Annotated in this window: 25 protein-coding genes; 14 read left to right on the top strand and 11 right to left on the bottom strand. The window is 65.5% G+C overall.

From position 1 onward, the window contains the following. The first annotated feature begins 5 nt into the window (after positions 1–5). On the top strand, positions 6–854 hold the full coding sequence (locus tag AC1RMD_RS25245; protein WP_492930559.1) for a helix-turn-helix domain-containing protein: 849 nt from the start codon (positions 6–8) through the stop codon (positions 852–854). Between the two features lie 96 nt (positions 855–950). Here AC1RMD_RS25245 and AC1RMD_RS25240 read toward each other — a convergent pair whose 3' ends face one another. The 5 genes from AC1RMD_RS25240 to AC1RMD_RS25220 form a co-directional block, all read right to left on the bottom strand. Next, entirely contained in the window at positions 951–1,121 is a 171-nt protein-coding gene (locus AC1RMD_RS25240) for a hypothetical protein (RefSeq protein WP_492930557.1), read from the bottom strand. Next, positions 1,118–1,546 carry a DUF6265 family protein gene (locus AC1RMD_RS25235; protein ID WP_492930555.1) on the bottom strand — a complete coding sequence of 143 codons (429 nt, stop codon included), beginning with the start codon at positions 1,544–1,546 and terminating at the stop codon, positions 1,118–1,120. Before AC1RMD_RS25235 ends, AC1RMD_RS25240 begins: the two co-directional genes overlap by 4 nt. A gap of 82 nt (positions 1,547–1,628) precedes the next feature. Continuing rightward, positions 1,629–2,603, bottom strand: coding sequence for a GGDEF domain-containing protein (locus AC1RMD_RS25230; protein ID WP_492930553.1), 975 nt, complete (start codon positions 2,601–2,603; stop codon positions 1,629–1,631). Then, positions 2,600–3,226 carry a chemotaxis protein CheC gene (locus AC1RMD_RS25225; protein ID WP_492930551.1) on the bottom strand — a complete coding sequence of 209 codons (627 nt, stop codon included), beginning with the start codon at positions 3,224–3,226 and terminating at the stop codon, positions 2,600–2,602. Before AC1RMD_RS25225 ends, AC1RMD_RS25230 begins: the two co-directional genes overlap by 4 nt. Before the next feature lie 2 nt (positions 3,227–3,228). Then, complete coding sequence (locus AC1RMD_RS25220) at positions 3,229–3,600, bottom strand: response regulator (RefSeq protein WP_492930549.1); 372 nt, start codon at positions 3,598–3,600, stop codon at positions 3,229–3,231. Between the two features lie 224 nt (positions 3,601–3,824). On the opposite strand from AC1RMD_RS25220, the gene rpiA reads away from it, so the two are divergent. Further along, the gene (gene rpiA, locus AC1RMD_RS25215; RefSeq protein WP_492930547.1) at positions 3,825–4,502 is read left to right on the top strand and encodes a ribose-5-phosphate isomerase RpiA; all 678 of its coding nucleotides are present in this window, start codon (positions 3,825–3,827) and stop codon (positions 4,500–4,502) included. After that, on the top strand, positions 4,502–4,882 hold the full coding sequence (locus AC1RMD_RS25210; RefSeq protein ID WP_492930545.1) for a hypothetical protein: 381 nt from the start codon (positions 4,502–4,504) through the stop codon (positions 4,880–4,882). The genes rpiA and AC1RMD_RS25210 overlap by 1 nt, the downstream gene beginning before the upstream one ends. Positions 4,883–4,926: 44 nt before the next feature. On the opposite strand, the gene AC1RMD_RS25205 is transcribed toward AC1RMD_RS25210, so the two are convergent. After that, on the bottom strand, positions 4,927–5,199 hold the full coding sequence (locus AC1RMD_RS25205; RefSeq protein WP_008451241.1) for an oxidative damage protection protein: 273 nt from the start codon (positions 5,197–5,199) through the stop codon (positions 4,927–4,929). Between the two features lie 34 nt (positions 5,200–5,233). Next, entirely contained in the window at positions 5,234–6,544 is a 1,311-nt protein-coding gene (argA, locus tag AC1RMD_RS25200; protein ID WP_492930543.1) for an amino-acid N-acetyltransferase, read from the bottom strand. Between the two features lie 55 nt (positions 6,545–6,599). Here argA and hrpA point away from each other — a divergent pair, with 55 nt between their 5' ends. The 3 genes from hrpA to AC1RMD_RS25185 all read left to right on the top strand — a co-directional run bounded on the left by hrpA (position 6,600) and on the right by AC1RMD_RS25185 (position 12,527). Continuing rightward, entirely contained in the window at positions 6,600–10,934 is a 4,335-nt protein-coding gene (gene hrpA / locus AC1RMD_RS25195) for an ATP-dependent RNA helicase HrpA (protein WP_492930541.1), read from the top strand. Positions 10,935–11,012: 78 nt separating this feature from the next. After that, complete coding sequence (locus AC1RMD_RS25190) at positions 11,013–12,152, top strand: extracellular catalytic domain type 1 short-chain-length polyhydroxyalkanoate depolymerase (protein ID WP_492930539.1); 1,140 nt, start codon at positions 11,013–11,015, stop codon at positions 12,150–12,152. Positions 12,153–12,173: 21 nt separating this feature from the next. Beyond that, entirely contained in the window at positions 12,174–12,527 is a 354-nt protein-coding gene (locus tag AC1RMD_RS25185; protein ID WP_492930599.1) for an addiction module antidote protein, read from the top strand. On the opposite strand, the gene AC1RMD_RS25180 is transcribed toward AC1RMD_RS25185, so the two are convergent. Next, positions 12,463–13,716: a putative Na+/H+ antiporter gene (locus AC1RMD_RS25180; protein ID WP_492930537.1), complete on the bottom strand. Its 1,254-nt coding sequence runs from the start codon at positions 13,714–13,716 to the stop codon at positions 12,463–12,465. The genes AC1RMD_RS25185 and AC1RMD_RS25180 overlap by 65 nt on opposite strands. A 133-nt stretch (positions 13,717–13,849) precedes the next feature. Between AC1RMD_RS25180 and imuA the strand changes: the two genes are divergently transcribed. The 4 genes from imuA to AC1RMD_RS25160 all read left to right on the top strand — a co-directional run bounded on the left by imuA (position 13,850) and on the right by AC1RMD_RS25160 (position 17,824). Next, entirely contained in the window at positions 13,850–14,569 is a 720-nt protein-coding gene (gene imuA, locus AC1RMD_RS25175) for a translesion DNA synthesis-associated protein ImuA (protein WP_492930535.1), read from the top strand. After that, positions 14,499–15,977 (top strand): Y-family DNA polymerase, encoded by a 1,479-nt coding sequence (locus tag AC1RMD_RS25170; RefSeq protein WP_492930533.1) that lies wholly within the window; start codon positions 14,499–14,501, stop codon positions 15,975–15,977. Before imuA ends, AC1RMD_RS25170 begins: the two co-directional genes overlap by 71 nt. Before the next feature lie 31 nt (positions 15,978–16,008). Beyond that, positions 16,009–16,764, top strand: a complete 756-nt coding sequence (locus tag AC1RMD_RS25165; protein WP_492930531.1) for an alpha/beta hydrolase family protein — start codon at positions 16,009–16,011, stop codon at positions 16,762–16,764. Between the two features lie 70 nt (positions 16,765–16,834). Continuing rightward, entirely contained in the window at positions 16,835–17,824 is a 990-nt protein-coding gene (locus AC1RMD_RS25160) for a thioredoxin fold domain-containing protein (protein WP_492930529.1), read from the top strand. 9 nt (positions 17,825–17,833) lie between these two features. Here the strand turns inward: AC1RMD_RS25160 and AC1RMD_RS25155 are convergent, their stop codons facing one another. Genes AC1RMD_RS25155 through AC1RMD_RS25145 form a run of 3 tightly spaced genes read right to left on the bottom strand, consistent with a single transcriptional unit; the run spans position 17,834 to position 21,099 of the window. Then, the gene (locus AC1RMD_RS25155) at positions 17,834–18,181 is read right to left on the bottom strand and encodes a hypothetical protein (RefSeq protein ID WP_116990312.1); all 348 of its coding nucleotides are present in this window, start codon (positions 18,179–18,181) and stop codon (positions 17,834–17,836) included. Positions 18,182–18,237: 56 nt separating this feature from the next. Then, positions 18,238–19,164 carry a sensor domain-containing diguanylate cyclase gene (locus AC1RMD_RS25150; RefSeq protein WP_492930527.1) on the bottom strand — a complete coding sequence of 309 codons (927 nt, stop codon included), beginning with the start codon at positions 19,162–19,164 and terminating at the stop codon, positions 18,238–18,240. Positions 19,165–19,224: 60 nt separating this feature from the next. Next, positions 19,225–21,099: a M61 family metallopeptidase gene (locus tag AC1RMD_RS25145; RefSeq protein WP_492930525.1), complete on the bottom strand. Its 1,875-nt coding sequence runs from the start codon at positions 21,097–21,099 to the stop codon at positions 19,225–19,227. Positions 21,100–21,355: 256 nt separating this feature from the next. On the opposite strand from AC1RMD_RS25145, the gene AC1RMD_RS25140 reads away from it, so the two are divergent. From AC1RMD_RS25140 to AC1RMD_RS25125, 4 genes are all read left to right on the top strand, one after another. Beyond that, positions 21,356–21,814: an Hsp20 family protein gene (locus tag AC1RMD_RS25140; RefSeq protein ID WP_492930523.1), complete on the top strand. Its 459-nt coding sequence runs from the start codon at positions 21,356–21,358 to the stop codon at positions 21,812–21,814. A 157-nt stretch (positions 21,815–21,971) separates the two neighbouring features. Further along, entirely contained in the window at positions 21,972–23,474 is a 1,503-nt protein-coding gene (locus tag AC1RMD_RS25135; protein ID WP_492930521.1) for a Do family serine endopeptidase, read from the top strand. Between the two features lie 43 nt (positions 23,475–23,517). Then, positions 23,518–24,177 carry a response regulator gene (locus AC1RMD_RS25130; RefSeq protein ID WP_492930519.1) on the top strand — a complete coding sequence of 220 codons (660 nt, stop codon included), beginning with the start codon at positions 23,518–23,520 and terminating at the stop codon, positions 24,175–24,177. Continuing rightward, positions 24,174–25,562, top strand: coding sequence for an ATP-binding protein (locus AC1RMD_RS25125; RefSeq protein ID WP_492930517.1), 1,389 nt, complete (start codon positions 24,174–24,176; stop codon positions 25,560–25,562). The genes AC1RMD_RS25130 and AC1RMD_RS25125 overlap by 4 nt, the downstream gene beginning before the upstream one ends. Positions 25,563–25,583 lie beyond the last annotated feature (21 nt).

Here is a 25,583-nt window from a genome sequence, read left to right as displayed (position 1 = left end):
TGCAAATGTCCAACACCGAACCTTCCCTGACGCGGCTGATCGTGCCGCCTTTCGCGCTGGCTTCCTGCGTGCGCGCCTACATCACGCGCAGCACGGTGGAGCAGCCGCTGACCGACCCGGCAGAGCGCTTCAATCATTTCCCCGCCACGCCGCATTGCTCGATCACCTGGTTCATCGAGGGCGAGGCCGAAGTGGTGCAGCCGCCGGGCATGCCGAAGACCGAGATACGCGCCGTCTTCGTCGGCCCGCAGACGCGGCCGATGGCGACCTACAATCCGGGACCGGTGCGCATCTTCATGGTGATGTTCTATCCGCAGGCCATGCACGCGCTGAGCGGCATCGACGTGCCGTCGTGGGTCGACCGCTGGGACGCGGTGGACCGCGCGCTGGGGCCGGAGTGGGGCGCGATGTCGGCGGCGCTGCTGGCGGCGGCCGACGATGCCGGCCGGATGGCGGTGCTGGAAGCCTTCCTCACGCCGCGCTGGCAGGCCGCGCGTCCCGGCGGCCCTGGCGCGACGGCGGGCGACTGGGTGCGCCACCTGGCGTGGCAGGTGGCCGATACCGCGCTGGGCCGGGGCGTGCGCAGCATCGAGCGCCACATCAAGGCGCGCGCCGGCCAGCCGCTGCGCAAGCTGCTGCGCCTGCAGCGCGCCGAACAGTCGTTCTTCGACGCCCGCGACGAGTTCCTGGCGGGGCGGGTAGTGTGGTCCGACGTGGCCGCGCGCGGCGGCTATTCCGACCAGTCCCACCTCTGCCGCGAAGCGCGCGAGATCACCGGCCACAGCCCGCACGAACTGGCGCGCATCATGAAATCCGAAGACGAAAGCTACTGGATCTACCGCATCTGGACTTAAAAACCCCGGGGGTCAAGTCTGACATTCGGACACGAGCCCTGCTGTAGGCGCGCCTACAGCAGGGCTCGTGTCCGAATGTCAGACTTGACCCCCGGGTTAGCAGAGCGTGCCGCCCCAGGCGGCCGGGTCGACGTCGCCGATGCGCAGCCGCTCGCTGAAACCGAACGCCTCGCACAGCCATTGCGCCGCCACCGCCACGTCCTGGTAGTGCAGCACCGGGATCACCATCACGTCCTGGATCGAACGGTTGGCCGCCAGCTGCGTCATAGGGTGCCGCCGCAGGCGCCGCGCACCAGCGGGAATTCGATGCGCTTGAGCGCGCCGTTGCGCATGCCTTCGATGCTGGCGCGCAAGGTCGCCGGCGCTTCGTAGCGGTAGCTCACGCGTTGCGGAAAATCGTGCTCCAGGTTTTCGAACACTACTTCCGTGGCGCTCAGCCGGATGGCGCCGAAGCTGGCCGCCGGCTTGCCGGCCGGCTGAGCATGGAACACGGCCTTGCCGTCGCCGCCGTCGGCGATGCGCATGAATTCATACGTGACCAGCTTGCCGCCCTTGACGGTGCGGCCCATGCCCAGCATGGAACCGCCGGCCAGCGTGCTCCACTGCTCGCCGGAGCCGGCCTCGCCGCCCGGGTCGACCCAGCAGCCGCTCAGCCAGGACAACTGCTCCAGCGGCGCCGCGTGGACGGACATGATCGCGCTACAGGCTGCCAATAAGACGATGACGTTGCGCATGCTGGTCCTCGGTGAAAGATGCTGCTGGTACAGGGGGGGATCAGGCCGGCAGCAAGGCTTCGGTGCGGTTGCGGCCGTTGCGCTTGGCCAGGTAGAGCGCGCGGTCGGCGGCGCCGATCAGCGCTTCGATCTCGACCGCCGCATCGACCTTTTGCGTGGCGATGCCGATGCTGATCGTGACTTGCCGCGCGGCGCCGCTGTTGCGCTCGTGCGGGATGGCCAGCTCCTGGGCGCGGGCGCGGATCGCCTCGGCCATCATGGTGGCCTGCTCGACGTCGGTCTCGGGCAGGATCATGGCGAACTCCTCGCCGCCGTAGCGCGCCATCAGGTCGCACGGGCGCTTGAGCATGGCCGCCAGCGCGGCCGCCACCTGGATCAGGCACTGGTCGCCCTTCTGGTGGCCGTAGTGGTCGTTGTAGGCCTTGAAGTGGTCGATGTCTATCATCAGCAGCGACAGCGGCGTGCCGCCGCGCTTGGCGCGCCGGTGTTCCTTTTCCATGGCGACGTCGAAGTGGCGGCGGTTGGCGATGCCGGTCAGGCCGTCGGCGAAGGTCTGCGAGCGCAGCACCATGGCCTGCTCGCGCAGCAGCTTCTCGCGGCCGACGGCGATGCTGACGTCGTTCACCTGGATCAGGCAGTGGCGCGGCGCGCCTTCGACCTCGATCGGCGTGATCTCCACCGCCTGCTGGATGCGCTCGTTGCGGGCGGCCGCCACCGGGCTGGCGTGCAGCGCGAACGGCGCCTTGTTGAGCGTCTGCGACAGCAGCGAGGGGAAGTTGTTGTACAGCGCCTGCTGGATCGCCGCCTCGACCCGGCCGCCGCGCAGGCCGGGGCAGACGGTGAAGAAATCGGCGCCGATCACTTTCTCATGCCCCAGGCCGGAATACTTGATCATCCACGAGTTCCACAGCACGATGCGGCGTTCGTTGTCGAGTACGATCGCGCCCAGGTTCACCGCGCACAGCACGCTGTGCAGCAGGTGCAGCCGGTGGGCTTCGGTCAACGGACTCATCATGCCTGGCCCATGGCGCGGGCGATGTACAGGTTGATCTGCTCCTTCAGGTCGTGCAGCGCCGAGATGTCGAGCACGAAGGCGACGTAGCCGTGGATCTGGTGCTTTTCCAGCAGGAAGTCGATGTGCAGCATCAGCACCACGGTGTCGGGCTGGCTGCCGGAGGCGATCAGGATTTCATCGCTGGTGCCGACGTGGTATTGCGGCAGCGAGCCGTGCAGCTCGCGCTGGAAGATGTTGGCCAAGGTGCCGACGCAGGAGTTGAGGATGATGTTGCCGATCTCGCACATGGCCTCCTGCTCCATCTCGGTCAGCTCATTGAGCGGCACCGATTCGCCCACCATCAGGCGGACGATCTCCAGGCTTTTGTCCTCGGGGAACATGAGGATGGCCTCGGTGGCGAACGCGCCCTCGTAGTGCTGGCTGACGCCGCAGATGCTCCCGGCCTCGGGCGACTTGCCGTCGAGCAGGCGCGCGGCCTCGGCGCGGTTGATGAAGCTCACCGACGGCACCGACATGCGCACCGCCTCGTTGACGATGGCGCTCATCGAGGCCGCCGCCTGGCCGACGCCGATGTTGAAGATCTCGATCAGCGCGTCGTTTTCCAGCTCGGACAGGGTGAACATGGTCAGGCCGCTTCCAAGGCGGACAGCAGCTGGGCGATGCGCGCTTCGGTGATCGGCTTTTCCATGAAGCCGATGCCGAGCTGGGTGGCGCGCTCGCGCGTGGCCGATTGCACATTGGCCGTCAGCAGCGAGATCGGTATCGCGGGGAACTCCTGGCGCAGCAGCTCGGCGGCGGCGATGCCGCCCATGCCGGGCATGTTGACGTCCATCAGGATCAGGTCCGGCGGCGTGGCGCGCGCCTTGAGCAGCGACTCCTCGCCGGTGCCCGCTTCCTCGACGATCCAGTCGGCGTGCAGGCCGGTGATGTACTGGCGCGCCATCAGGCGCGAGACGCGGCTGTCATCGACTATCAAGACTGTTTTGGTAGGCGTCATGTGTCATCCCCGGCGATCGAAATTGGACCTGCGTGCCGACCATTCTCGCATATCCCGCGCCGTCGCTGGCAACCATCGTTGCGTCGCCGCGGCGCTTGTGCCAGTCTGCGACACCGGCGCCGGATGGATGTTGTCTGCGCGCAATTTTTTGCCGAAAACGGTGGCGGGCGGGGGCGATCCGTTAAAATAGCGGGATTGAATTTCCCCTCTCTTATAGAAACATCATGACCCAAGACGAACTGAAACAAGCCGTAGCCCGCGCCGCCATCGAATACGTGGTGGAAAACGAGATCATCGGCGTCGGCACCGGCTCGACCGCCAACTTCTTCATCGACGAACTGGCCAAGATCAAGCACCGCATCAAGGGCGCGGTGGCCTCGTCCGAAGCGACCGCGGCGCGCCTGCGCGGCCACGGCATCGAGGTGTTCGACCTCAACGACGTGCCGGAAATCGCCGTCTACATCGACGGCGCCGACGAGATCACCAAGGCCGGCGCCATGATCAAGGGCGGCGGCGCGGCGCTGACGCGCGAGAAGATCGTCGCCTCGGTGTCGAAGCAGTTCGTCTGCATCGCCGACGGCTCCAAGCTGGTCGAGGTGATGGGCAAGTTCCCGCTGCCGGTGGAAGTGCTGCCGATGGCGCGCGCCGCGGTCACCCGCGCGCTGGCCAAGCTGGGCGGCACGCCCAAGCTGCGCCTGAAGCCGGGCACCGAAGAAGCTTTCATCACCGACAACGGCGGCATGATCATCGACGTGGCCGGCCTGGCGATCGCCGATCCGGTGGCGCTGGAGCAGCAGATCAACCAGATCGTCGGCGTGATCGCGGTCGGCCTGTTCGCCGCGCGCGGCGCCAACGTCTGCCTGCTGGGCATGGCGGACGGCGTCCAGACGCTGAAATTCTGATGCGCGGCCGTCCGCTGGTCCTGCTGGTGTGCGCGGGCGCGCTGTTGGGCGCCTCGCTGCTGAGCGCCTGCTCGATGATGCCGTCGTTTGGCAAGTCGCGCGACGAGCAACCGCCGCCGCGCAAGCCGGCGCCGCGCACCACGGCCGACGACGGCACGCCGCTGGGCTATGTGGACGGCGTCGAAATCCAGAAAGTACCGTTCCGCGCCGGCGTTTCGTCGGCGACGGTGGAAAGCCTGGCCAAGCAGCGGGGCTGCACGGGCGGCTGGGGCGCGGGTTTGGTGAGCGAACCGGGACCGGTCGAGGTGTATCGCATGACTTGCGAAAACGGCAAAGTTTTCATGGCGAAATGCGAACTGAAGCAGTGTAAGGCGATGTAGGCACGACACGCCGGCGGCGGGCGCCGCCGGCGGTTCCGGCAAACTTACTCGGTTGGCGGCACGTAGCCCATGGCGGCGTCGGCGCCGTCGCCGAAGAAGTGTTTCTCCATCTGCGTCGCCAGGTATTTGCGGGCGCGCTGATCGGCCAGGTTCAGACGGTTTTCGTTGACCAGCATGGTCTGGTGCTTCAGCCAGGCCGCCCAGGCTTCCTTCGAAACCGATTCATAGATCTTCTTACCCAGTTCACCCGGATATGGTGGAAAGTCCAAGCCCTCGGCTTCCTTGTTGAGTTTGATGCATTGAACGGTGCGGGCCATCTGTGTTGCTCCTAAAGCGGTAGGTAAAACGAGATTATAAGGTCTTAATCAAAACCTGGGATTTGCGCTGCCAGTTATACATGCGCTGGCGGTCCTTCGGCAGGGCGTCCACGGTGGACGGCACGAAGCCGCGCTTCTGGAACCAGTGCGAGGTGCGGGTGGTCAGCACGAACAGTTTTTGCACGCCGATGGCGCGCGCGCGGTTTTCCATGTGCTTGAGGATGCGCTCGCCGTCGCCCTGGGCCTGGACTTCCGGGTTGACGGTCAGGCAGGCCATTTCGGCCATCTTCTGTTCCGGGAACGGGTATAGCGCGGCGCAACCGAAGATCACGCCATCGTGGTCGATGACGGAGAAGTAATCGATCTCGCGTTCGATCAGCTCGCGGCCGCGCTTGACCAGCGTGCCGTCGGCCTCGAGTGGCTCGATCAGCTTGATGATGCCGCCGACGTCCTCGATGGTGGCCTGGCGCAGCGATTCCAGGTTCTCGTGCGCGATCATGGTGCCCACGCCATCGTGGGTGAACAGTTCCAGCAGGGCCGAGCCGTCCATCGCGAACGGCACGATGTGCGAGCGCTCGACGCCGTTGTCGCAGGCCTTGACGCAGTGCTTCAGGTAGAAGGCGGTGGCGTCCGGCAGGAAGCCGGCCTGCAGCACGGCTTCGGCCTGGTGCGACGACAGTTCGTGGATTTCGGTGCCGCCGGCGTCGGTCATCATCGGCGTTTCGGTGATGAAGATCAGCTTGTCGGCGTGCAGGGCGATGGCGGCGCTGCACGCCACGTCCTCCATGGTCAGGTTGAACGCCTCGCCGGTCGGCGAGAAGCCCAGCGGCGACAGCAGCACCAGGCCGTCCGAGCCGAGGATGGAGTGGATGGTCTCGGCATCGACCTTGCGGGTGATGCCGGTCAGCTCGAGGTCGACGCCGTCGATCACGCCCAGCGGACGGGCGGTGATGAAGTTGCCGGAAATGATACGGATGGCCGCGTGCGACATCGGTGTGTTGGGCAGCCCCTGGCTGAAGGCGGCTTCGATATCGAGGCGCAGCTCGCCGGCGGCCTCCTTGGCGCACTCCATGGCGGCGATGTCGGTGATGCGCAGGCCGTTGTGGAAGCGGCCTTCGACGTTACGCAGGGCCAGCTGTTCGGCCACCTGCGGGCGCGAGCCGTAGACCACGGTGACGTTGATATCGAGCGCGTGCAGCAGCGACAAATCGTGCGCCAGCACTTGCAGCGCGCCGGCGCTGACGAGTTCACCAGGGAAGGCGACCACGAAGGTCTTGCCACGGAAGGCGTGGATGTACGGCGCGACTGAGCGCAGCCATTGGACGAATTGGGTAGGGTTTTCCATTAGCCGCATTATAATTCGGTGCGCGACTTCCGCGCCAAAACCTTTGTAAAAAACAATGTCAGAAGCCAGCAACAAGTCTAAAGGCGCGTCCAGCACGCCCGCCAGCACGCAGAACGCCCCCTCCCGCACTCCGCAAGCGCCCAACGCCCGGCCAGGGCAGGGCCAGCCACGCCAGCAAGGGGAGGCGCGCCCGCGCAGCGGCGAACCGCGCCCGGCCGGCCAGCAACGCGGCCCGCGGCCGGAAGGCGGCCAGCAGGGCGGCCAGCCGCGCCCGCCGAAGCCGCGCCCGCCGCGTGTCGATGGCGCGCCGGCGCAGCCAGGCCGTGGCCCGCGTCCCGCCGGCGAGCAGTCCCGTCCGCCGCGTCCGCCCCGCGCGGCGCTGCCGGATGGCGAAGGTGGGCTGGTCCCGCCGCCACGGCGCGAGCCCCGGCCGCGCCTGACGCCGGAAGAACAGGCCGCCCGCGCTGCCGAACGCGCCTTCCGCAACCCGCTGCCGCCGATTACCTACCCTGAAGACCTGCCGGTCTCCGGCCGTCGCCACGAAATCGCCGAAGCGCTGCAAAACAGCCAGGTCATCATCGTCTCCGGCGAAACCGGCTCCGGCAAGACCACGCAGCTGCCGAAGATCTGCCTGGAACTGGGCCGCGGCCAGAAAGGCCTGATCGGCCACACGCAGCCGCGCCGTATCGCCGCCTCGTCCACCGCCAAGCGCATCGCGCAGGAGCTGGGCACGCCGCTGGGCGTCACGGTGGGCTTCAAAGTCCGCTTCGCCGACACGCTGACCAAGGGCGCCTCGGTCAAGCTGATGACCGACGGTATCCTGCTGGCCGAAACGCAAACCGACCCGCTGCTGCGCAACTACGACACCATCATCATCGATGAAGCGCACGAGCGCAGCCTGAACATCGACTTCCTGCTTGGCTACCTGAAGCAGCTGCTGCCACGCCGCCCGGACCTGAAGGTGATCATCACCTCCGCGACCATCGACGCCGACCGCTTCTCGCGCCACTTCGGCACGCCGGAGAAACCGGCGCCGGTGATCGAAGTCTCCGGCCGCCTGTACAAGGTGGAAGTGCGCTACCGCCCGATCGAAAGCGACATCGTCAATCCGGCCGTGGCCAACGCCGAAGGCAAAGGCCAGCGCACCGCCGCCGCCCGCGAAAAGCGCGACCTGATGGACGCCGTGATCGACGGCGTCGACGAGCTGTCGCGCCTCGGCTCCGGCGACGTGCTGGTGTTCCTGCCCGGCGAACGCGAAATCCGCGACGCCGCCGAAGCCCTGCGCAAGCACCATCCGCCGCACGTGGAGATCCTGCCGCTGTTCGCCCGCCTGTCGGCCGAGGAGCAGGAACGCGTGTTCAAGCTGACCAACGCCCGTCGCATCGTGCTGGCCACCAACGTCGCCGAAACCTCGCTGACCGTGCCCGGCATCCGCTACGTGGTCGACGCCGGCCTGGCGCGCGTGAAGCGCTACAGCTACCGCAACAAGGTCGAACAATTGCAGATCGAACCGATCGCGCAATCGGCGGCCAACCAGCGCGCCGGCCGTTGCGGCCGCGTGGCCGACGGCGTCTGCATCCGTTTGTACGAAGAACAGGACTTCCTGCAGCGGCCGAAGTTCACCGAGCCGGAAATCCTGCGCTCGTCGCTGGCCTCGGTCATCCTGCGCATGAAGTCCCTGCATCTGACGGACGTGGAGAACTTCCCGTTCATCGAGCCGCCGCTGGCGCGCGCCATCGCCGACGGCTACCAGCTGCTGCAGGAACTGGGCGCGGTCGACGAATACAACCAGCTGACGCCACTGGGCAACAAGCTCTCCAAGCTGCCGCTGGATCCGCGCGTAGGCCGCATGATCCTGGCCGCGCTGGACAACGTCTGCCTGGACGAAGTGCTGATCATCGCCTCCGCGCTGTCGGTGCAGGATCCGCGCGACCGTCCGATGGAGCACCAGCAGGCCGCCGACGAAGCGCACAAGAAGTTCGCCGACGAGAAGTCCGAATTCCTCAGCTACATCAAGATCTGGAAGTGGTTCGAAAACGCGATCGAGCACAAGAAGACCAATCGCCAGCTGATGGACAACTGCCGCACCAACTTCCTGTCGCAACTGCGGCTGCGCGAGTGGCGCGACGTGCACTCGCAGCTGCTGACCATCGTCAAGGAGCAGGGCTGGCGCGTCAACGAAACGCCGGCCACCTACGAGAACCTGCACCTGGCGCTGCTGACTGGCCTGCTGGGTAACATCGGTTTCAAGGGCGAGGACGAACCGGGCGCCGGCTACCTGGGCGCGCGCGGCATCAAGTTCAATATCTGGCCGGGCTCCTCGCTGCTGAAGAAGCCGGGCAAGTGGATCATGGCGGCCGAACTGGTCGACACCACGCGCCTGTACGCGCGTTGCGTGGCGCAGATCCAGCCGGAGTGGCTGGAGAAGGTCGGCGGCCACCTGCTGAAGAAATCCTGGGGCGAGCCGCGCTGGGAGAAGAAATCGGCGCAGGTCAGCGCGTCCGAACGGGCCACCTTGTACGGGCTGGTGGTGTACAGCCAGCGCCGCATCAACTACGGCTTGTTCAATCCGACCGAGGCGCGCGAGATCTTCATTCGCGATGCGCTGGTCGGCGGCGACTACGAAACGCGTGCGCCGTTCTTCGCGCACAACCATAAGCTGATCAAGGAAATCGAAAACCTTGAGCACAAGTCGCGCCGTCTCGACGTGCTGGTGGACGATGAACTGATCGCCGCCTTCTACGACAAGCTGATACCGGCCGACGTGGTCAACGGCGCCGGCTTCGAGAAGTGGCACAAGGACGCGACGGCCGCCGAGCCCAAGCTGCTGTACCTGAACCGCGACGAATTGATGCGCCACGAAGCGGCCGGCGTCACCACCGACCTGTTCCCGAAGATGATGTCGGTGACGGGACTGGAGATGCAGCTGACCTATCACTTCGAACCTGGCAGCGTGCGCGATGGCGTGACCATGGCGGTGCCGCTGTATGCCTTGAACCAGCTGCCGCGCGAACGTTGCGAGTGGCTGGTGCCGGGCATGTTGAAGGAGAAGGTGCACCTGCTGCTCAAGTCCCTGCCGCAAAAGCTGCGTCGCCATTGCGTGCCGCTGCCGGATTACGCGGCCAAGTTCTGTGAGCGTGTGCATGAAGCGGGTGTGTTCGGCCGTGGCGATCTGGTGGACGCCATCATCGCCGACATCCGCAAGCAGATCACGATCTCGGTGCTGACCAGCGACTTCAAGCCGGAAACGCTGGCGGCTCACCACTTCATGAACTTCAAGGTGATCGACGAGCACGGACGCCAGCTGGAGATGGGCCGCAACCTGGCCACGCTGCAAGCGGAATTCGGCACGCAGGCGCGCGAGAGTTTCCAGAAGATGGCCGAGTCGTCGGGCGGCCAGGGCGTCAACCTGCGCGCGCTGGGCACCGGTGGCAGTGCCGGCAGCGCCGCACCGTCCATATCGGCGAAAGCCGGCGCACCTGCCGCACAAGGCAAGGGCGCACCCGCCGCCGTTGCGTCGACGGCCGCCAGCGGCATCACGCTGACCGGCCTGACCTCGTGGACCTTCGGCGAGCTGCCGGAGCTGCTGGAAATCGCCCAGGGCAAGCTGACGCTGATCGGCTTCCCGGCGCTGGTCGACAAGGGCACGCACTGCGACCTGGAAGTGTTCGACGATCCGACCGTGGCCGCGCGCACGCACCGCATCGGCCTGCGTCGCCTGTTCTCCTTGCAGATGAAGGACCAGATCAAGTTCATCGAAAAGGGCATCCCCGGCTTGCAGCAGATGGGCATGCAGTTCATGAGCATGGGCACACAGGAGGAACTGCGCGAGCAGATCATCAACAAGGCGTTGGACATCGCCTGCCTGCAGGATCCGTTGCCGCTGGATGCGGCCAGTTTCGCCAAGCGCAAGGACGAGGGTAAATCGCGCCTGGTGCTGCTGGTGAACGAGATCGCGCGTTTGCTGTCGCAGGTGCTGACCGAGTTCCATGGCCTGCCCAAGCGCCTGCAAGGCTTGCCCGCGCAGGCGGCGGCAGACATGCAGTCGCAGTTGCAGGGATTGGTCAACAAGCGCTTCCTGTCGGAGAACGAGTACAGCCAGCTGTCGCACTTTCCGCGTTATTTGAAGGCGATGAACGTGCGCATCGAGAAGCTGCGCGGCGACCCCGCGCGCGACGCCAAGCTGATGGCCGAATGGCAGCAGGCGGCGACGTTGTACCAGCGCGCCAACAAGGACAAATCGGCCGGCAAGAACACCGATCCGAAGATGGTGGAATTCCGCTGGATGCTGGAGGAATTGCGCGTATCGCTGTTCGCGCAGGAGCTGCGCACGCCGATGCCGGTATCGGCCAAGCGGTTGCTGAAAGTATGGGAGTCGATGCAGCGCTGATTGGTTGCTATGAGCGCTGGCGCACGCAGGCTGGGACGGGTTTGGTAGTAGACTTTATGGCAACAGGAGATCGTCGCCATGAAGAGAGCAGCCAGCAGTTTGTTACGCACTTTGGTTCGCACGGGGAAGCGGCAGAGCCGTTCCGTCAGCAAGTTGGTGACGGCGTTGTTCGCCGCCCCCGCAGCCGCCAAGCCTAAACGAAAACGCAAGCCGGCCGTCAAGGCCACGAGCGCCGTCAAGCCGGCCAAGCCGGCCGCACCCCGTGTGCGTGCCACGACGTCCGTCGCCACACACGTCCCCCCATCGCCGGGCAAATGGCTGGCCTCCCACTTCAGCGCACCGCCAGGCGTCGGCACGCCGGCACGCCGCATGAGCTACTGGCTTTACCTGCCAAACAATCCGCTTGAAGACACGCAACTTAAAGGCCTGCCGCTACTGGTGATGCTGCACGGCTGCCATCAGACCGCGACCCAGTTCGCCCAAGGCACGCGCATGAACCAGTGGGCCGAGCAGATGGGCTACGCCGTCCTCTATCCGCAGCAACTGGTCAGCGTCCATGCGCAGCGTTGCTGGAAATGGTACGACCGCGCCACGCAGGAGGGTGGCGGCGACGTCCCCGTCATCGTCGGCATGATCAACAAGGTGATGTCGCAATACGCCATCGACCGTTCGCGCATCTACATCGCCGGCATTTCGGCCGGCGCCGGCATGGCCAACATCGTCGCGTTGAATCACCCGCAGCTGTTCGCCGCCGTCGGGCTGCATTCAGGCCCGGTGTTCGGCGCCGGCCACAACACCATCGGCGCACTGGGCGTGATGCAGCACGGCGCCGCCACGCGCACCGAAGCCGCCGCGCACGAGGTAATGCTGCGCCATCCGCAATTCCCCGGCATGCCCGCGATCCTGATCCAGGGGGAGGGCGACAAGGTGGTCCGCCCGATCAACCAACTGCAGCTGGCGCGCCAAAGCCGGCTGCTGAACCGCCTGTCGGCGGCGCCGAAGGTCACCCACAATCCGCAAGGCCGCGGCGGCCGCCACAACGCCCACCAGCTGCACGATTTTTACGAAGGAAGAAAACTGCTGCTGCGCGTCGCCCAGATCGCCGACCTCGAGCACGCCTGGAGCGGCGGCGATCCGGCGCTGGCCTTCAACGCCAAGGCCGGACCGGATGCCAGCAAAATGATGTTAGAATTTTTCTCACGTCACCAGCGCACATGAATTGACATGGTGCAGGAGGTTATCGCGATGCTTGAGTTGAAAAAATGGGATAGTGCCGAATATTTTCAGACTAAAGAAGACATGGCCCTCTACTTCGAGGTTTGTCTTGAAGAGGCGGGAGATGACGTGGCGTTCATTGCCAAGGCGCTGGGCAATATCGCCCGAGCATACGGCATGACGCAACTTGCCAACGAAACGGGAATGGGCCGCGAAAGCTTATACAAAGCCCTTTCCGCCGATGGCAATCCAAGCTTCGCGACCATTCTGAAAGTCATGCGCGCGCTTGGATTGAAATTCCAGGTCGAAGTGGCTACAGCAGAAAAGCCAGCGCAGCCACCGCCGTCGGCGCCAGCGCGCCGGCCAGCAGGCCGATAGCGCCTATCGATTCGTCCTGGAAGCCGCGCCGCAGCAGCGATACGCCGGCCGGATTCGGCGCGTTGGCGATCACCGTCAGGCCGCCGCCGGCCACCGCGCCGGCCACCAGCATGTATTGCGACTCGGCCGAAATCCCCTGGATCAGCGAACCGAGATAGGTCAGCGCGGCATTGTCGGTAATCGCCGTCAGGCCCAGCGCACTGAAGAACAGCGCCACCGGCGGCAAACTCTCGACGATGGGCTGCAACCACCATTGCTGCATGCCGCCCAACACCACCAGCCCGGCCAGGAAGAAGCCAACCAGCAAGCCTTCCTTGATGATCAGCGGATTCTGGTAACGCTGGTAAGCCTGCGTGAATCCCAGGAACAGCATGAAGATGCCGAGGAACAGCACCGGGTGATGGCCCAACACCACCACCGCCGCCAGGAACACCAGGTGGATCGCGGTGACCGTCAACGGCACCGCCGGCGCCGCCACGACGTCAGCCGGCGGCGCGGCCGGCGCGCGCAAATGCTTGCGCAGCACGAAGGTGATCACGGTCGCGTTGATCATCACCGCGATGGCCGCCTTCCAGCCGAAATGCGTGGCCATGAAAGCGCTGTCCCATTGCCAGGTGCTGGCCACCATCAACACCGGCGGCGCGGCGTAGGCGGTCAGCGTGCCGCCGATCGAGACGTTGACGAACAACACGCCCAGCGCGCCATACTTCAGCCACTCCGGCATGCCGTCGCGGAAAATCAGCGGCGCCAGCATCAGCGCGGCCAGGGTCATCGCGGCCGGCTCGGTGATCAGCGAACCGGTCAGCGGCACCAGCGCCAGGCCGAACCACACCAGCGCCAGTTCGGCGCGCATCGGCAGCAGCTTGGCCAGCACCAGCAGCATGCGCTCCATGATGTCGAGCACCGGCCGCGAGGCCGCCACCACCATCACGGTGAACACGAACAACGGCTCGGTGTACTGGCGCGACTCGGCGTATTGGATGGCGGCGCCGCCGCCGCTCAGCAGCGCCATTGCGATAATCAGGATAAAGGCCCAGAAGCCGAACACCACTTCCACTTCGCCCAACAGATGGAACAGGCCCGCGTGGCGCGGGTGGCGGTGCGACAGCACCTCGAAGGATTTGGCTGCGAAGGTGTGCAGCAGCGCCAGTCCGAACAGGATGGCGCCGACCAATTGGATGGTTTGCAAAGGATGTCCTTGTTGAGTTGCCTGAGCCACATGGTACAGCATGAGCCGCACGATACAGATTGGCCTTGCCAAAAACGCCAACAAATAGTACTGTGTATTTATACAGTATTTGCGGTAAAATCCGTTCCACATCATGAACCGATCCGCCACCCATTCCGCCCCGCTTGCGCCCGAAGCCGTCCATCCAGCGTTATGGCTGGCGTCGCAACTGGCGCACAGCGCCACCCGCTGCGTCGACACCGGTTTTGCCGCCTTGTCGGCCCAGCTGCCGGGCGGCGGCTGGCCGCTGGGCGTGTTGACCGACCTGCTGGTGCAGCAACACGGCATTGGCGAGCTGCGCCTGTTGCGGCCGGCTTTGCTGGGCCTGGGCAAGCGGCCCATCGTGCTGCTGCAACCGCCGCATGCGCCGCAAGCGCTGGCGCTGGCGGCCCTGGGGCTGGAGCCGTCGCAGCTGATCTGGATACGCAGCGGCGCCAAGAGCGGCGACGCCTTGTGGGCCGCCGAACAAGTGCTGCGCAGCGGCTGTTGCGGCGCGCTGCTGCTGTGGCAAAACCATGCGCGCGGCGAAACGCTGCGCCGCCTGCATCTGGCGGCGCAAAGCGGGGACACGCTGTTCTGCATGCTGCGGCCTTTGGCGGCCGCGCAGGATGCCTCGCCGGCGCCGCTGCGGCTGTCGCTGCACACGGCGCCGGGCGGCATCAACATCGGCTTTGTCAAACGACGAGGACCGCAGCGCGACACCCCATTATTTTTGCCCTTAACCCCATCGCTCTTACAACGCCATGCGCCTCTGGATCGGACTACACCTGCCACGGCTCCCGCTCGAAGTATTCTGCCCGCGCTGGTCGGCTGACGGTTGCACCGTGGTGCTGGAGCAGGAGCGGGTAGTGGCCATGTCGGCGCTGGCGCGGCAGGCCGGCGTAGCCGTGGGCATGCGGCGCGGCGGCGCGCTGATGCTGGCGCCGCAGTCGCAGTTCCAGCAGCGCGCGCCGCAGCGCGAGGTGGGCGCGCAACAGGCGGTGGCGATGGCGCTGCTGCAATTTACGCCGCAGCTGGCGCAGGCGGAGGAGGCCACGCTGCTGCTCGACGTCGGCGCCAGCCTGCGCCTGTTCGGCGGCATCCGCGCGCTGTGCCGGCAGGTGGCGGCCAGCATGGAGGCGCTTGGTTTCACGGCCACGCTCAGCTGCGCCCCCACCGCGCGCGGCGCCTGGCTGCTGGCCCGCAGCCACGCCGGGCGGGCCTTGACGATGGACGCGTTAGTGCGGCGCATGGACCGCTTGCCCGGCAGCCTGCTGCCTCCGGCTCGGCCCTACCTGAGCTGGTTGGAAGGCATAGGGTGCTTGACGCTGGGCGAGATGCGCCGCCTACCGCGCCCCGGTTTGCAGCGCCGCTGCGGCCGGGCCTTGCTGGACATGCTGGACGATGCCTACGGCGAGCGCGCCGAGATGCATAGCTGGCTGGAAGCGCCGGCCAGCTTCAGCGCCAAGCTGGAATTGTTCGACCGCGTGGAAAACGCCGAAGCGTTGCTGTTCGGCGCGCGCCGTTTGTTGCAGCAGCTCACCGGCTGGCTCAGCGCGCGCCAGTTCGCGGTCGAGCGCATCCGGCTGCTGCTCGAGCATGAGCGCGGCAAGGTGGCCGGTCCGCCGACGGTGATCGACATCGTGCTGGCCGAGCCGACCTGGCGCGACGAGCATCTGGTGCGCCTGCTCAAGGAGCGGCTGGCCAAGCAGGTGCTGGATGCGCCGGTGATCGGCCTGTGCCTGGAAGCGCCGCAGGTGCAGGCGATGGCGCCGCCCAGCGATTCATTGTTCCCCGAGCCGGGCGGCAGCAAGGAGGACTGGCAGCGCCTGCTGGAACTGCTGACCGCGCGGCTGGGGCCGGACAACGTGCTGCAAGCGGCGCCGCGTGCCGACTACCGCCCCGAGCAGGCCAACGCCTGGGTCAGCGTGCAGGAAAAAATCCGTCCCGCCGACGCCCGCGCCCAGCTGCCGCCGGACATGCCCGGCCTGCCGCGTCCGGCCTGGCTGCTGGCCAAGCCGATCCCCTTGCTGATGCGCGACCACCGGCCGTTCTACGGCTCGCCGCTGAAGATCATGTCGACCGGCGAGCGCATCGAGGCCGGCTGGTGGGGCGCCATGCAAACCCGCGACTATTTCATGGCCGAGGGCGACGACTACGCCCACTACTGGCTGTACCGCGAACGCACCGGCCACGAGGGCGAGCAGTCGGCGCGCTGGTATCTGCACGGTTTGTTTGGTTAAATAGCGTCTGGCAACATCAACGGGACAGCGCATGCGATCACAACGACAGGAATTCCTCGGCGCCGACGGCCAGAAGCTGGCATCCCGGCTGGATGTGCCGGACGGCGCCATCCGGGCCTACGCCCTGTTTGCCCATTGCTTCACCTGCGGCAAGGACGTGTTTGCCGCCAGCCGCATCGCGCAGGCGCTGACCGAGCATGGCTTCGCCGTGCTGCGTTTCGACTTCACCGGCCTGGGCGCCAGCGAGGGCGAATTCGCCAACACCAATTTTTCGTCGAATCTGGCGGACTTGCTGGCGGCGGCCGCCTACCTGCGCGCCGGCCACAAGGCGCCCAGTCTGCTGATCGGCCACAGCCTGGGCGGCGCGGCGGTGCTGGCGGTGGCCGGGCAGGTGCCGGAGGCCAAGGCGGTGGTGACCTTGGCGGCGCCCAGCGATCCGCTGCGGGTGACCGGCTTGTTCAGCCGGCATCTCGACCAGATCGCCAGCGAGGGCGAGGCGCAGGTGCAATTGGCTGGCCGGCCCTTCCGCATCAAGCAGCAATTTGTCGAGGATGCGGGCGGACACAATTTGAAGCTGAAGATCGCGGGCCTGAAGCGGGCCTTGCTGGTGATGCACGCGCCGGGCGACGACACGGTCGGCATCAGCAATGCGATGGAGATCTTTACCGCCGCCAAGCATCCGAAGAGCTTCATCTCGCTCGACAGCGCCGACCACCTGCTGACCGAGCGCGACGACGCCGTCTACGTGGCCAATCTGATCGCGGCCTGGAGCGATCGCTATATCTGAACAACGTTGTTATATAATATTTTTTTTTATTTAATGCTTGGCGGCGCCGGCAAATCAGGAAGGGTTAGCGATGAACGTATTCAAACAGAGCTTCGGGCAGTGGCGTACACTGGGCGCCGTCGTCGGCATGGCCGGCGCGCTGCTGGCGCCGCCGGCGCAGGCGGATGGTCGCAGCGCGACGCACAACCTGCTGGCCAATATGGCGCGCGCCAACCGCAGTCTGGGCATCACGGAAAACAATAGCCGCGCCATACCGACGCTGGTGCGCGGCATGTACGTGTTGAACGACAATAAGGGCGCGTTCATCGGCCTGATCAACGAAGCGGGCACCATCTACGGCGACGTCAACGGCTTCCAGGTACTGAGCACCACCAGCGCCCCGCCACGCAAGATGACCAAGGAAGAACTGGGCGATTTGCAGCAGGAGGTGATCGCGGCCATCGAGTACGACAAGCTGATCAAGGTCAGCTACGGCGATGGCGGCGGCCGCAAGATGGTGCTGTTCTCGGCGGTCGATTGCGGCTTCTGCCAGCGCTTCGAGCAGGACCTGATGAAGAAAGGCGGCGGCGTGAACACCACCTTCTACGTGGTGCCGATGTCGCTGCAGGCTTATAGCGGCGCCGGCATGGCGAAGTGGCAGACCGTGTCGCGCATCTGGTGCGCCGACAACAGCACCGCCGCGTGGAGAAAATACTGGAACACGCTGGAGGCGGCGCCGGGCAGCACGTGCGAATTCGATCCGAAGAATGCCGAGCAGTCGGCGCGCCAACTGGAGCAGGTGCTGGCGGCGGTGGGCAGCCGCGTCGGCGGCACGCCCACCATCCTGCGTGAAGATGGCTCTATCTTGAACAACAAGCCCGATATGGACTTGTCGTATATGAAGAAGAATTTCGGCAGCGATGGCATGCCCAAGCTGGCGGCGGCCAAGCAGCCGCTGTGGCTGGTCGCGGCGGCGGACAATGCCAACGACCCGCAGCAACCCGCTGCCGCGCAGGCAGGCGAGTCGCCGAAGAAAATCAAGATAGACGTGAAAGATGCGTTGAAGAAGTTGTTTAACTAAGGCCTGGGATTACTCGTCGTCGAATTCTTCGGCGAGGTCTTTCCAGCCCTTGCCGGCGGCGAAGGTGTTGAATTCGTCCGGCGCTTCCAGCACCAGCAGTTTGCTTTCCTGCAGCACGGAATCGCCGGCGGTCAGGGCCGGGCCCTTGTAGCCGACGGTGCGCAGTTGCGCGACCACGGCGTCGATCAGCGATTTGTCCTTGTGCAGGCCGCTGATCGAAGCGGAAAAGTCCACATACACGTCAATCGCGCCGTAACCTTCGTCGAAGATACGGATCGCTTTGGCGTCGTGGGCACGGCCGGAGCCGTCGGAGGCCTTGAAGGGGCCGCTGAGTTGGATGTCGGTGTCTTTGTTCATAGCGATTAGCATACACCAAAACAGCAAAACGCCAAGGCCACGCCCGGCCCGGCAGGTTAGCGCGAGACGGTGTTGCGGCCCTGGTGCTTGGCCCGGTACAAGGCCTGGTCGGCCTGCTCGTAGATCTCTTCCTGGCTCGGCGCGGCGTCCGGCGCGATGAAGGCCAGGCCCAGCGACAAGGTCACGTGGCCGCAGGGCGGGTTGCCCTGGTGCGGGATCAGGCGGGCCGCCAGGTCGGCGCGGATCTGCTCGGCCAGCGTGACGCTTTCGTCGGCGCTGTTGCTGGAAAACAGGCAAGCGAACTCGTCGCCGCCGATGCGGAAGCTCAGGTCGCCCGGGCGGCTCAACGCCTGGCGCATGGCGTCGGCCACCGCCTTCAACACCTGGTCGCCTTGCGGGTGGCCGTAGCTGTCGTTGTATTCCTTGAAGCGGTCGACGTCGATCAACAGCAAGGTCAGCAGGCGCTGGTCGCGGCGCGCGCGCTTTTGTTCTTCGCTGAAGCGGATGTTGAAGTAGCGCCGGTTTTTCAGCCCGGTCAGCTCGTCGGTCACGCTGTCGTTCTGCGCGGCCTTGGCTTCGGTGATGTCGGTGGAGACGGCGCAGGTGGCGTAGACCCGGCCGTCGTCGTCGAGCAGCGGGAACTTCACGGTCATGTAGGTGTGCAGCGTCTTGTCGCGGTGGTAGACCGATTCTTCCTCGTTGATGGCGCGCCGTTCCAAGGCCGCCGTGCGGTCGTTGCGCCACAGCTGTTCGGCGATCTCGCGCGGGAAGAGTTCGAAGACATTGGAGCCGACAAAGGTGGCGGCGTTATAGCCGTCGAGGATATCGAAATGGCGGTTGGCCATCGTGATATTGCCTTGCAAATCCTTGGTCGAAATCAGGATCGGCGCATTGTCGAGCAGGGCGTGGAAGATGCGCTCGGACGCGCGCAGTTCATCCAGCTCAGTGCGCGGTGGAGGGCTGGTGTCGGTCCGATCTGGCATGGGGCCAGTATAACCCGATGGCGAGCCGGCACCATCAACCGGCTCCCTCCTGCGTGTTAATTACTTCAATGGTTGCAAAATTGCATCAAGACGGTCCGGCGTGCCGTCGATGCGCTCCAGGCGCGGATACTTCAGGCCGCCGTGGTAGTCGAGCGCATAGGTCTGGTACAAATTGCCCTTTTTGACCAGCAGGCTGATCGGCTCCATGCCGGTCTTGGCGGCGGTGACGGCGGCGCGCAGCACCTCGGCCTTGTAGGCGCGGCCGTTGACGGCCAGCAGCGTGCTGCCGCCCGACAGGCCGGCCTTGAAGCCCACGCCTTCCCACTGGAACGCTTCCAGCTTGCCATCCGCACCGACCGAGAAGCCCAGCGAATACTGGAAGTTGGCCGATTTGTTGAGCTCTTCCTGGGCCTTGAGGAAGTCGGTCGGCTTTTCGGTGTAGACCAGTTTCCAGCCGGCGCGCGCCAGACCGTCCAGCGGCGCGCCGGGGCCGTGGCCGTCGAGGCGGGTGCGCAGGAAGCCGGCCCAGTCGTAAGGCTGGATCGCGTTGAGCGCCTTCACCACGTCGTCAAACGTGTAGTGCTTGGCGACGTAGACGCCGTCGTCGACGCCGAAGAAGCTGCGGGCGAAGTCGTTCAGCGAGCGCTTGTCGCCGGATTTTTCGCGGATCAGCGTGTCGGCGTCCAGCCAGATCAATTCGCCTTCCAAGTAGTAATCCTCGGCGCGCTGCCAGTTGTTCCAGCCTTGCGGACGGCGGGCGTTGACGATCGGATCGTTGGTGGTGTCCTGCACCGCGCGCCATTCGCGGCCGCGGGTGTTGTCGTAGCGGGCGGCGGTGGCGGCCAGCAGGTCGCGCGTGTGCTCTTGCTTGATCAGGCCGGAGCGGGCGGCGATCACCGCGCCCCAGTACTGGGTCTGGCCTTCGTACACCCACAGCAGCGAGTTCTGCAGCGGCGTGTTGAAGTTGGGGACGTTCTGGTCGGCCGGACGGCGGAACTTGCCGTTCCACGAATGGGTGAATTCATGCGGCAGCAGTTCGCGCCGCGCCTCGTGCTTGGCCCACTCGGCGAAGTAGCCCAGCTTGACGCCGTTCTCGCTCGACTGGTGGTGCTCGCGGCCGATGCCGCCGAACTCGTCGCTGATGGCGAACAGGAAATCGTAGTGCTGGTAGTGCCGCGAGTTGAACAGCTTGTAGGCTTGCTGCACCATCGCGCGGTGCGGCGCGATCTGTTCCGGCGTCGCTTCCAGCTGCTCGGCCGAGTCGGCCACGACGTTCAGGTGCACCGGCACTTTCGCGCCCGGATCGAGGTCGATGCGGCGGAAATGGCGGCCGGCGAACAGCGGCGAATCCATCATCGTTTCCAGGTCCAGCGGCTTGAAGGCGATCTCGTCGCCGTTGCGCGCGGCCGTCTCCAGCGCGGTGCCGTACTGCCAGCCGGCCGGCACCGTCAGGTTGGGCTGCATGGTGATGCGGCGGCTGTTGTAGCCGGCCGGGTACAGGGTCAGCGATTGCCATTGCACGCCGACGATGTCGTTGGTCATCGTGGTGCGGCCCTGGCTCGCCTCCATCGGCGACAGGTACTGGAATTCCACGTCCACCGACGACGCATCCTTCGGCACCTCGATGTGGAAGGCGTAGACGTTGACCGTGTCGCGCTTCCAGTCCAGCGGCTTGCCGTTGGCGCTGACCTTGAGGCCGGCGAACTGGTTCAGCGCGCCGCTGGGGCCGTGGTTGGCCGGTATCCACTGCGGATAGAGCAGCGTCAGCTTGCCCGGCTTGGCGGGGATGTTCTCGCGCACGCGGAAGATCTGCTGCGCCGTGTTGGTGGCGTCCACTTTCAAGACGATGGTGCCTGGGTAAGGCTGTTCGGAGATGGCTTCTGCCTGGGCGCTGAAGGCGGTAGCCAACAGGACGGCGAGGGCGGCACGGGACATGGACATGTGGTCGATAACGAGGTTGGACAAGAGGGCGAGTGTAGCACGCAGGCAACTTGTAAATCTGGCAAAACGATGGCGCGCTGCAGCGAAAATATTTTTAAAAAATTTGCGGCTCTGGGGATCTTGTGGCCGTTTTTCAAGGCCTTGAAAGGCCGGAAAACCAAACTATATCGGACTCAGTGGTTGCCCAGATGGGGACCACCGAGGGGAACCTTCCCCACCCATATCGCTTAACTTTAAAAGGATATTCATCATGCGTACTTTTGACCTGACCCCACTGTATCGTTCCGCCATCGGCTTTGATCGTCTGGCACAACTGCTGAACGACGCCCAGCGCGGCGACTCCACCCCGAGCTACCCACCGTACAACATCGAACTGGTGTCGGACGACCAATACCGCATCGTGATGGCGCTGGCCGGCTTCGACCGTTCGGAAATCGACATCACCTTCGAACGCGATTCGCTGCACATCGTCGGCCGCAAGCAGAAGGACGCCACCGAGCGCACTTATCTGCACCGCGGCATCGCCGCCCGCGATTTCGAGCAGCGCTTCCAGCTGGCCAACCACGTCAAAGTGACCGGCGCCACTTTCGACAACGGCATGCTGAACATCGAACTGGTGCGCGAAGTGCCCGAGGCGCTCAAGCCACGCAAGATCGTCATCGACGGCAGCGACAAGGTCACCGCCCTGGAGCAGCGCCAGGCCGCCTGATCCGCTGTAGCTGAGTAGTGACTGACTGGCCGGTATATCCGGCCAGTTCTACGTCCACCCGTCTTGATTGTAAGCAATTGTGTAGTTAAGACGGGTCTAAGTTTTTACCCTCATATTGGATACATCTACAAACCTCAGTCAATTCAGGAGTGCAGCTATGTCCGAATCTACCCTCAAACGTGCAGCCCTCGCCGTGGCAGTGCTGGGCGTGATAGGCGTCGGCGGCGCCGTCGCCGTCAAACAAGGCAATGCCGTTGCCGCCGCCCCCGTTGTGCTGCAAGCCGCGGCACCGTCCCAGGCCGCCCCAGTCGCCGTGCCTGCGCCCATGATGGCGCTGCCCGACTTCAGCGTCATCGCCGCCCACAACGGCCCGGCGGTGGTCAACATCAGCGTCACCGGCAGCACCAAGACCGCCTACGAGGGCGCCGAGCAGGCCGGCCGCGCCGATCCGTTCGCCGACGATCCGTTCTACGAATTCTTCCGCCGCTTCCAGGGGCCGCAGCAGCGCGGCGGCCAGCGCAACGTGCCGACCCACGGCCTCGGCTCCGGCTTCATCATCAGCGCCGACGGCATCATCCTGACCAACGCCCACGTGGTGCGCGACGCCAGCGAAGTGGTGGTCAAGCTGACCGACCGTCGCGAGTTCCGCGCCAAGGTGCTGGGCTCGGATCCGAAAAGCGACGTCGCCGTGCTGAAGATCGACGCCAAGAACCTGCCGGTGGTGCCGCTGGCCAAGGGCAACGACCTGAAAGTGGGCGAATGGGTGCTGGCGATCGGCTCGCCATACGGCCTCGACAACACCGTCACCGCCGGCGTGGTCAGCGCCAAGGGCCGCTCGCTACCGGACGGCAACGTGCCTTTCATCCAGACCGACGTCGCCGTCAACCCCGGCAACTCGGGCGGCCCGCTGTTCAACACGCGCGGCGAAGTGGTCGGCATCAACTCGCAGATCTACAGCCAGACCGGCGGCTACCAGGGCTTGTCGTTCGCGATCCCGATCGACGTGGCCGGCAAGATCAAGGACCAGATCGTCTCGACCGGCAAGGTCACCCACGCCAAGCTGGGCGTGACGGTGCAGGAGATCAACCAGGGCTTCGCCGACTCGTTCAACCTGGCCACGCCGGAAGGCGCGCTGGTGTCCAACGTCGAGAAGGGCGGTCCCGGCGACAAGGCCGGCCTGAAGCTGGGCGACGTGATCCGCACGCTCAACGGCAACAAGATCGTCAGTTCCGGCGATTTGCCGGCGATCGTCAGCCTGGCCACGCCCGGTGATAAAGTGACGATGGAAGTCTGGCGCCAGGGTAAGCCGGTACAATTGAGCGCCACGCTGGGCAATGCCAACGACAAAGTCGCGGCGGCGGCCGACGGCGAGCGCGGCGGACCGGCCAGCGCCAAGCTGAAGCTGGGCTTGTCGCTGCGTCCGCTGGAAAACATGGAGAAACGCCAGTCCGGCATCGCCAATGGCTTGCTGATCGAGGATGCGCGCGGCGCGGCGGCCGATGCCGGCGTGCAGCCGGGCGATGTGCTGCTGTCGGTGAACGGCCGTCCGGTCAACACGGTGGACCAGGTACGCGAAGTGGTCGACAAGTCCGGCAAGTCGGTGGCGTTGCTGATACAGCGCGGCGACGATAAAATCTTCATACCGGTGCGACTAGGTTAAGTCGGGCCGGCAGAACGCAACACAAAAATAGAAAGGAAATAATATGCGACTTCTGCTGGTGGAAGACGATACGATGATCGGCGAGGTGGTGCTCGACCTGCTGAGGGCCGAGCACTACGCGGTCGACTGGGTCAAGGATGGCGCGATGGCCGACACCGCGCTGCAAACCCAGACCTATGATCTGGTGCTGCTGGACCTGGGCCTGCCGCGCAAGGACGGCCTTGAAGTGCTGCGCTCGATGCGCGCGCGCAAGGAGCTCACTCCCGTGCTGGTGGCCACGGCGCGCGACGCCAAGGAACAGCGCATCGCCGGCCTCGACGCCGGTGCCGATGACTATGTCCTCAAACCCTACGACCTCGACGAATTGCTGGCGCGCATCCGCGCCTTGCTGCGCCGTTCGGCCGGCCGCGCCGAGCCGGTCTTCGAGCACGGCGGCGTCAGCGTCAATCCGCAAACCCGCGAAGTGCTGGCCGACGGCAAGGCGGTCAGCCTGTCGGCGCGCGAATGGGCGGTGCTGGAAGCGCTGATCGCGCGGCCGGGCATCGTGCTGTCGCGGCATCAGCTGGAAGAAAAACTGTACAGCTGGAAGGATGAAGTCAACAGCAACGCGGTCGAAGTCTACATCCACGGCCTGCGCAAGAAACTCGGCGCGGAACTGATCCAGAACGTGCGCGGCCTGGGATACATGGTGCCCAAGTTATGAAAGTGAAGATGCCGTCGCTGCCGCGGGTGCCCGTGGTGACGCACTCGCTGCGTGGACGTTTGCTGTGGTTCCTGCTGGCCGCCATCACGATGGCGGCCATTGCACAGGCGATGATCGCCTACCGCAGCGCGCTCAACGACGCCGACCAGATCTTCGACTATCACATGCAGCAAATGGCGATGTCGCTGCGTTCCAGCGCCACGCTGACCAACAAGGCCGCCGACACGGCGGCCGATCCCGAGAACGACGACCTGGTGGTGCAGGTATGGACGCCGGACGGCGCGCAAGTGTTCCGTTCGCTGTCGCGCGCGGCGCTGCCGCAGCGCGCCGTGCTGGGCTTCGACACGGTCAAGGTCAACAAGACCACCTACCGGATTTTCTCGGTGCAGACCAGCAACCAGACGGTGCAGGTGGCGCAAGACATGGCGGTGCGCCAGCGCATGGCCGGCACCCTGGCGCTGCGCACGGTCGGCCCGATCGCCGTCATGGCGCCGGTGCTGATGCTGGTGGTGTGGTGGGTGGTCAGCGGCTCGCTGGCGCCGGTGTCGCGTGTCAAGCGCCAGGTGGCGGCGCGCCAGGCGGACGATCTGTCGCCCGTCTCCGAAAACGATTTACCCGACGAGGTGCTGCCGCTGGTGCACGAACTGAACCTGCTGTTCGGCCGCGTGCGCACCGCCTTCGAGGCCCAGCAGCACTTCGTCGCCGACGCCGCGCACGAACTGCGCTCGCCGCTGGCGGCGCTCAAATTGCAGGTGCTGAGCCTGGAGCGCGCGCAGGACGAGGCGGCGCGCAGCGTCGCCGTCGGCCGCGTCACGGCCGGCATCGAACGCGCCACGCGGCTGGTGGAGCAGCTGCTGGTGCTGGCAAGGCAGGAAGGCTCGGTCAACGATGTCAAGCTGGAGCCGGTCAACCTGAGCGAGCTGGTCAAGCGTTCGCTGGGCGACATGGCCGGGCTGGCGCAAACGCGCCAGATCGACCTCGGCCTGCATCACGCCGACGAAGCCTCGGTCGACGGCCAGCCGGACGCGCTGATCATCCTGCTGCGCAACCTGATCGACAACGCCACCAAGTACACGCCGGCCGGCGGCACCGTCGATATCGAGCTGCGCCGTAGCGCCGGCGCCACAAAGGCCGCGCCGGGCCGCGTCGTCCTCACGGTCGAGGATTCCGGCCCCGGCATCCCGCCGGAAGAGCGCGAGCGCGTGTTCAGCCGCTTCTACCGCGTGCCGGGCAGCCCGGCCGGCGGCAGCGGGCTGGGGCTGGCGATCATCAAGTCGATCGCCGAACGCCACGGCGCCGCGCTGACCCTGGGCGAGTCCGAGCGCCTGGGCGGGCTGCTGATCAAACTCGATTTTCCTGAGACTGCAAGGGCCACTCCAGTCTAAAATGCCACTTTGACATGGCGT

The organism is Duganella sp. GW822-FHT06D06, assembly GCF_058799615.1.
Note: the sequence above shows the minus strand (reverse complement) of the source record. Positions and strands in the feature narration are given on the sequence as shown.

What these genes read in the sequence shown, in the direction of transcription:
- AC1RMD_RS25245 (WP_492930559.1), top strand. Translation starts at nt 6, where the DNA reads ATGTCCAACACCGAACCTTCCCTGACGCGGCTGATCGTGCCGCCTTTC.
- AC1RMD_RS25240 (WP_492930557.1), bottom strand. Translation starts at nt 1,121, where the DNA reads ATGACGCAGCTGGCGGCCAACCGTTCGATCCAGGACGTGATGGTGATC.
- AC1RMD_RS25235 (WP_492930555.1), bottom strand. Translation starts at nt 1,546, where the DNA reads ATGTCCGTCCACGCGGCGCCGCTGGAGCAGTTGTCCTGGCTGAGCGGC.
- AC1RMD_RS25230 (WP_492930553.1), bottom strand. Translation starts at nt 2,603, where the DNA reads ATGATGAGTCCGTTGACCGAAGCCCACCGGCTGCACCTGCTGCACAGC.
- AC1RMD_RS25225 (WP_492930551.1), bottom strand. Translation starts at nt 3,226, where the DNA reads ATGTTCACCCTGTCCGAGCTGGAAAACGACGCGCTGATCGAGATCTTC.
- AC1RMD_RS25220 (WP_492930549.1), bottom strand. Translation starts at nt 3,600, where the DNA reads ATGACGCCTACCAAAACAGTCTTGATAGTCGATGACAGCCGCGTCTCG.
- rpiA (WP_492930547.1), top strand. Translation starts at nt 3,825, where the DNA reads ATGACCCAAGACGAACTGAAACAAGCCGTAGCCCGCGCCGCCATCGAA.
- AC1RMD_RS25210 (WP_492930545.1), top strand. Translation starts at nt 4,502, where the DNA reads ATGCGCGGCCGTCCGCTGGTCCTGCTGGTGTGCGCGGGCGCGCTGTTG.
- AC1RMD_RS25205 (WP_008451241.1), bottom strand. Translation starts at nt 5,199, where the DNA reads ATGGCCCGCACCGTTCAATGCATCAAACTCAACAAGGAAGCCGAGGGC.
- argA (WP_492930543.1), bottom strand. Translation starts at nt 6,544, where the DNA reads ATGGAAAACCCTACCCAATTCGTCCAATGGCTGCGCTCAGTCGCGCCG.
- hrpA (WP_492930541.1), top strand. Translation starts at nt 6,600, where the DNA reads ATGTCAGAAGCCAGCAACAAGTCTAAAGGCGCGTCCAGCACGCCCGCC.
- AC1RMD_RS25190 (WP_492930539.1), top strand. Translation starts at nt 11,013, where the DNA reads ATGAAGAGAGCAGCCAGCAGTTTGTTACGCACTTTGGTTCGCACGGGG.
- imuA (WP_492930535.1), top strand. Translation starts at nt 13,850, where the DNA reads ATGAACCGATCCGCCACCCATTCCGCCCCGCTTGCGCCCGAAGCCGTC.
- AC1RMD_RS25170 (WP_492930533.1), top strand. Translation starts at nt 14,499, where the DNA reads ATGCGCCTCTGGATCGGACTACACCTGCCACGGCTCCCGCTCGAAGTA.
- AC1RMD_RS25165 (WP_492930531.1), top strand. Translation starts at nt 16,009, where the DNA reads ATGCGATCACAACGACAGGAATTCCTCGGCGCCGACGGCCAGAAGCTG.
- AC1RMD_RS25160 (WP_492930529.1), top strand. Translation starts at nt 16,835, where the DNA reads ATGAACGTATTCAAACAGAGCTTCGGGCAGTGGCGTACACTGGGCGCC.
- AC1RMD_RS25155 (WP_116990312.1), bottom strand. Translation starts at nt 18,181, where the DNA reads ATGAACAAAGACACCGACATCCAACTCAGCGGCCCCTTCAAGGCCTCC.
- AC1RMD_RS25150 (WP_492930527.1), bottom strand. Translation starts at nt 19,164, where the DNA reads ATGCCAGATCGGACCGACACCAGCCCTCCACCGCGCACTGAGCTGGAT.
- AC1RMD_RS25145 (WP_492930525.1), bottom strand. Translation starts at nt 21,099, where the DNA reads ATGTCCCGTGCCGCCCTCGCCGTCCTGTTGGCTACCGCCTTCAGCGCC.
- AC1RMD_RS25140 (WP_492930523.1), top strand. Translation starts at nt 21,356, where the DNA reads ATGCGTACTTTTGACCTGACCCCACTGTATCGTTCCGCCATCGGCTTT.
- AC1RMD_RS25135 (WP_492930521.1), top strand. Translation starts at nt 21,972, where the DNA reads ATGTCCGAATCTACCCTCAAACGTGCAGCCCTCGCCGTGGCAGTGCTG.
- AC1RMD_RS25130 (WP_492930519.1), top strand. Translation starts at nt 23,518, where the DNA reads ATGCGACTTCTGCTGGTGGAAGACGATACGATGATCGGCGAGGTGGTG.
- AC1RMD_RS25125 (WP_492930517.1), top strand. Translation starts at nt 24,174, where the DNA reads ATGAAAGTGAAGATGCCGTCGCTGCCGCGGGTGCCCGTGGTGACGCAC.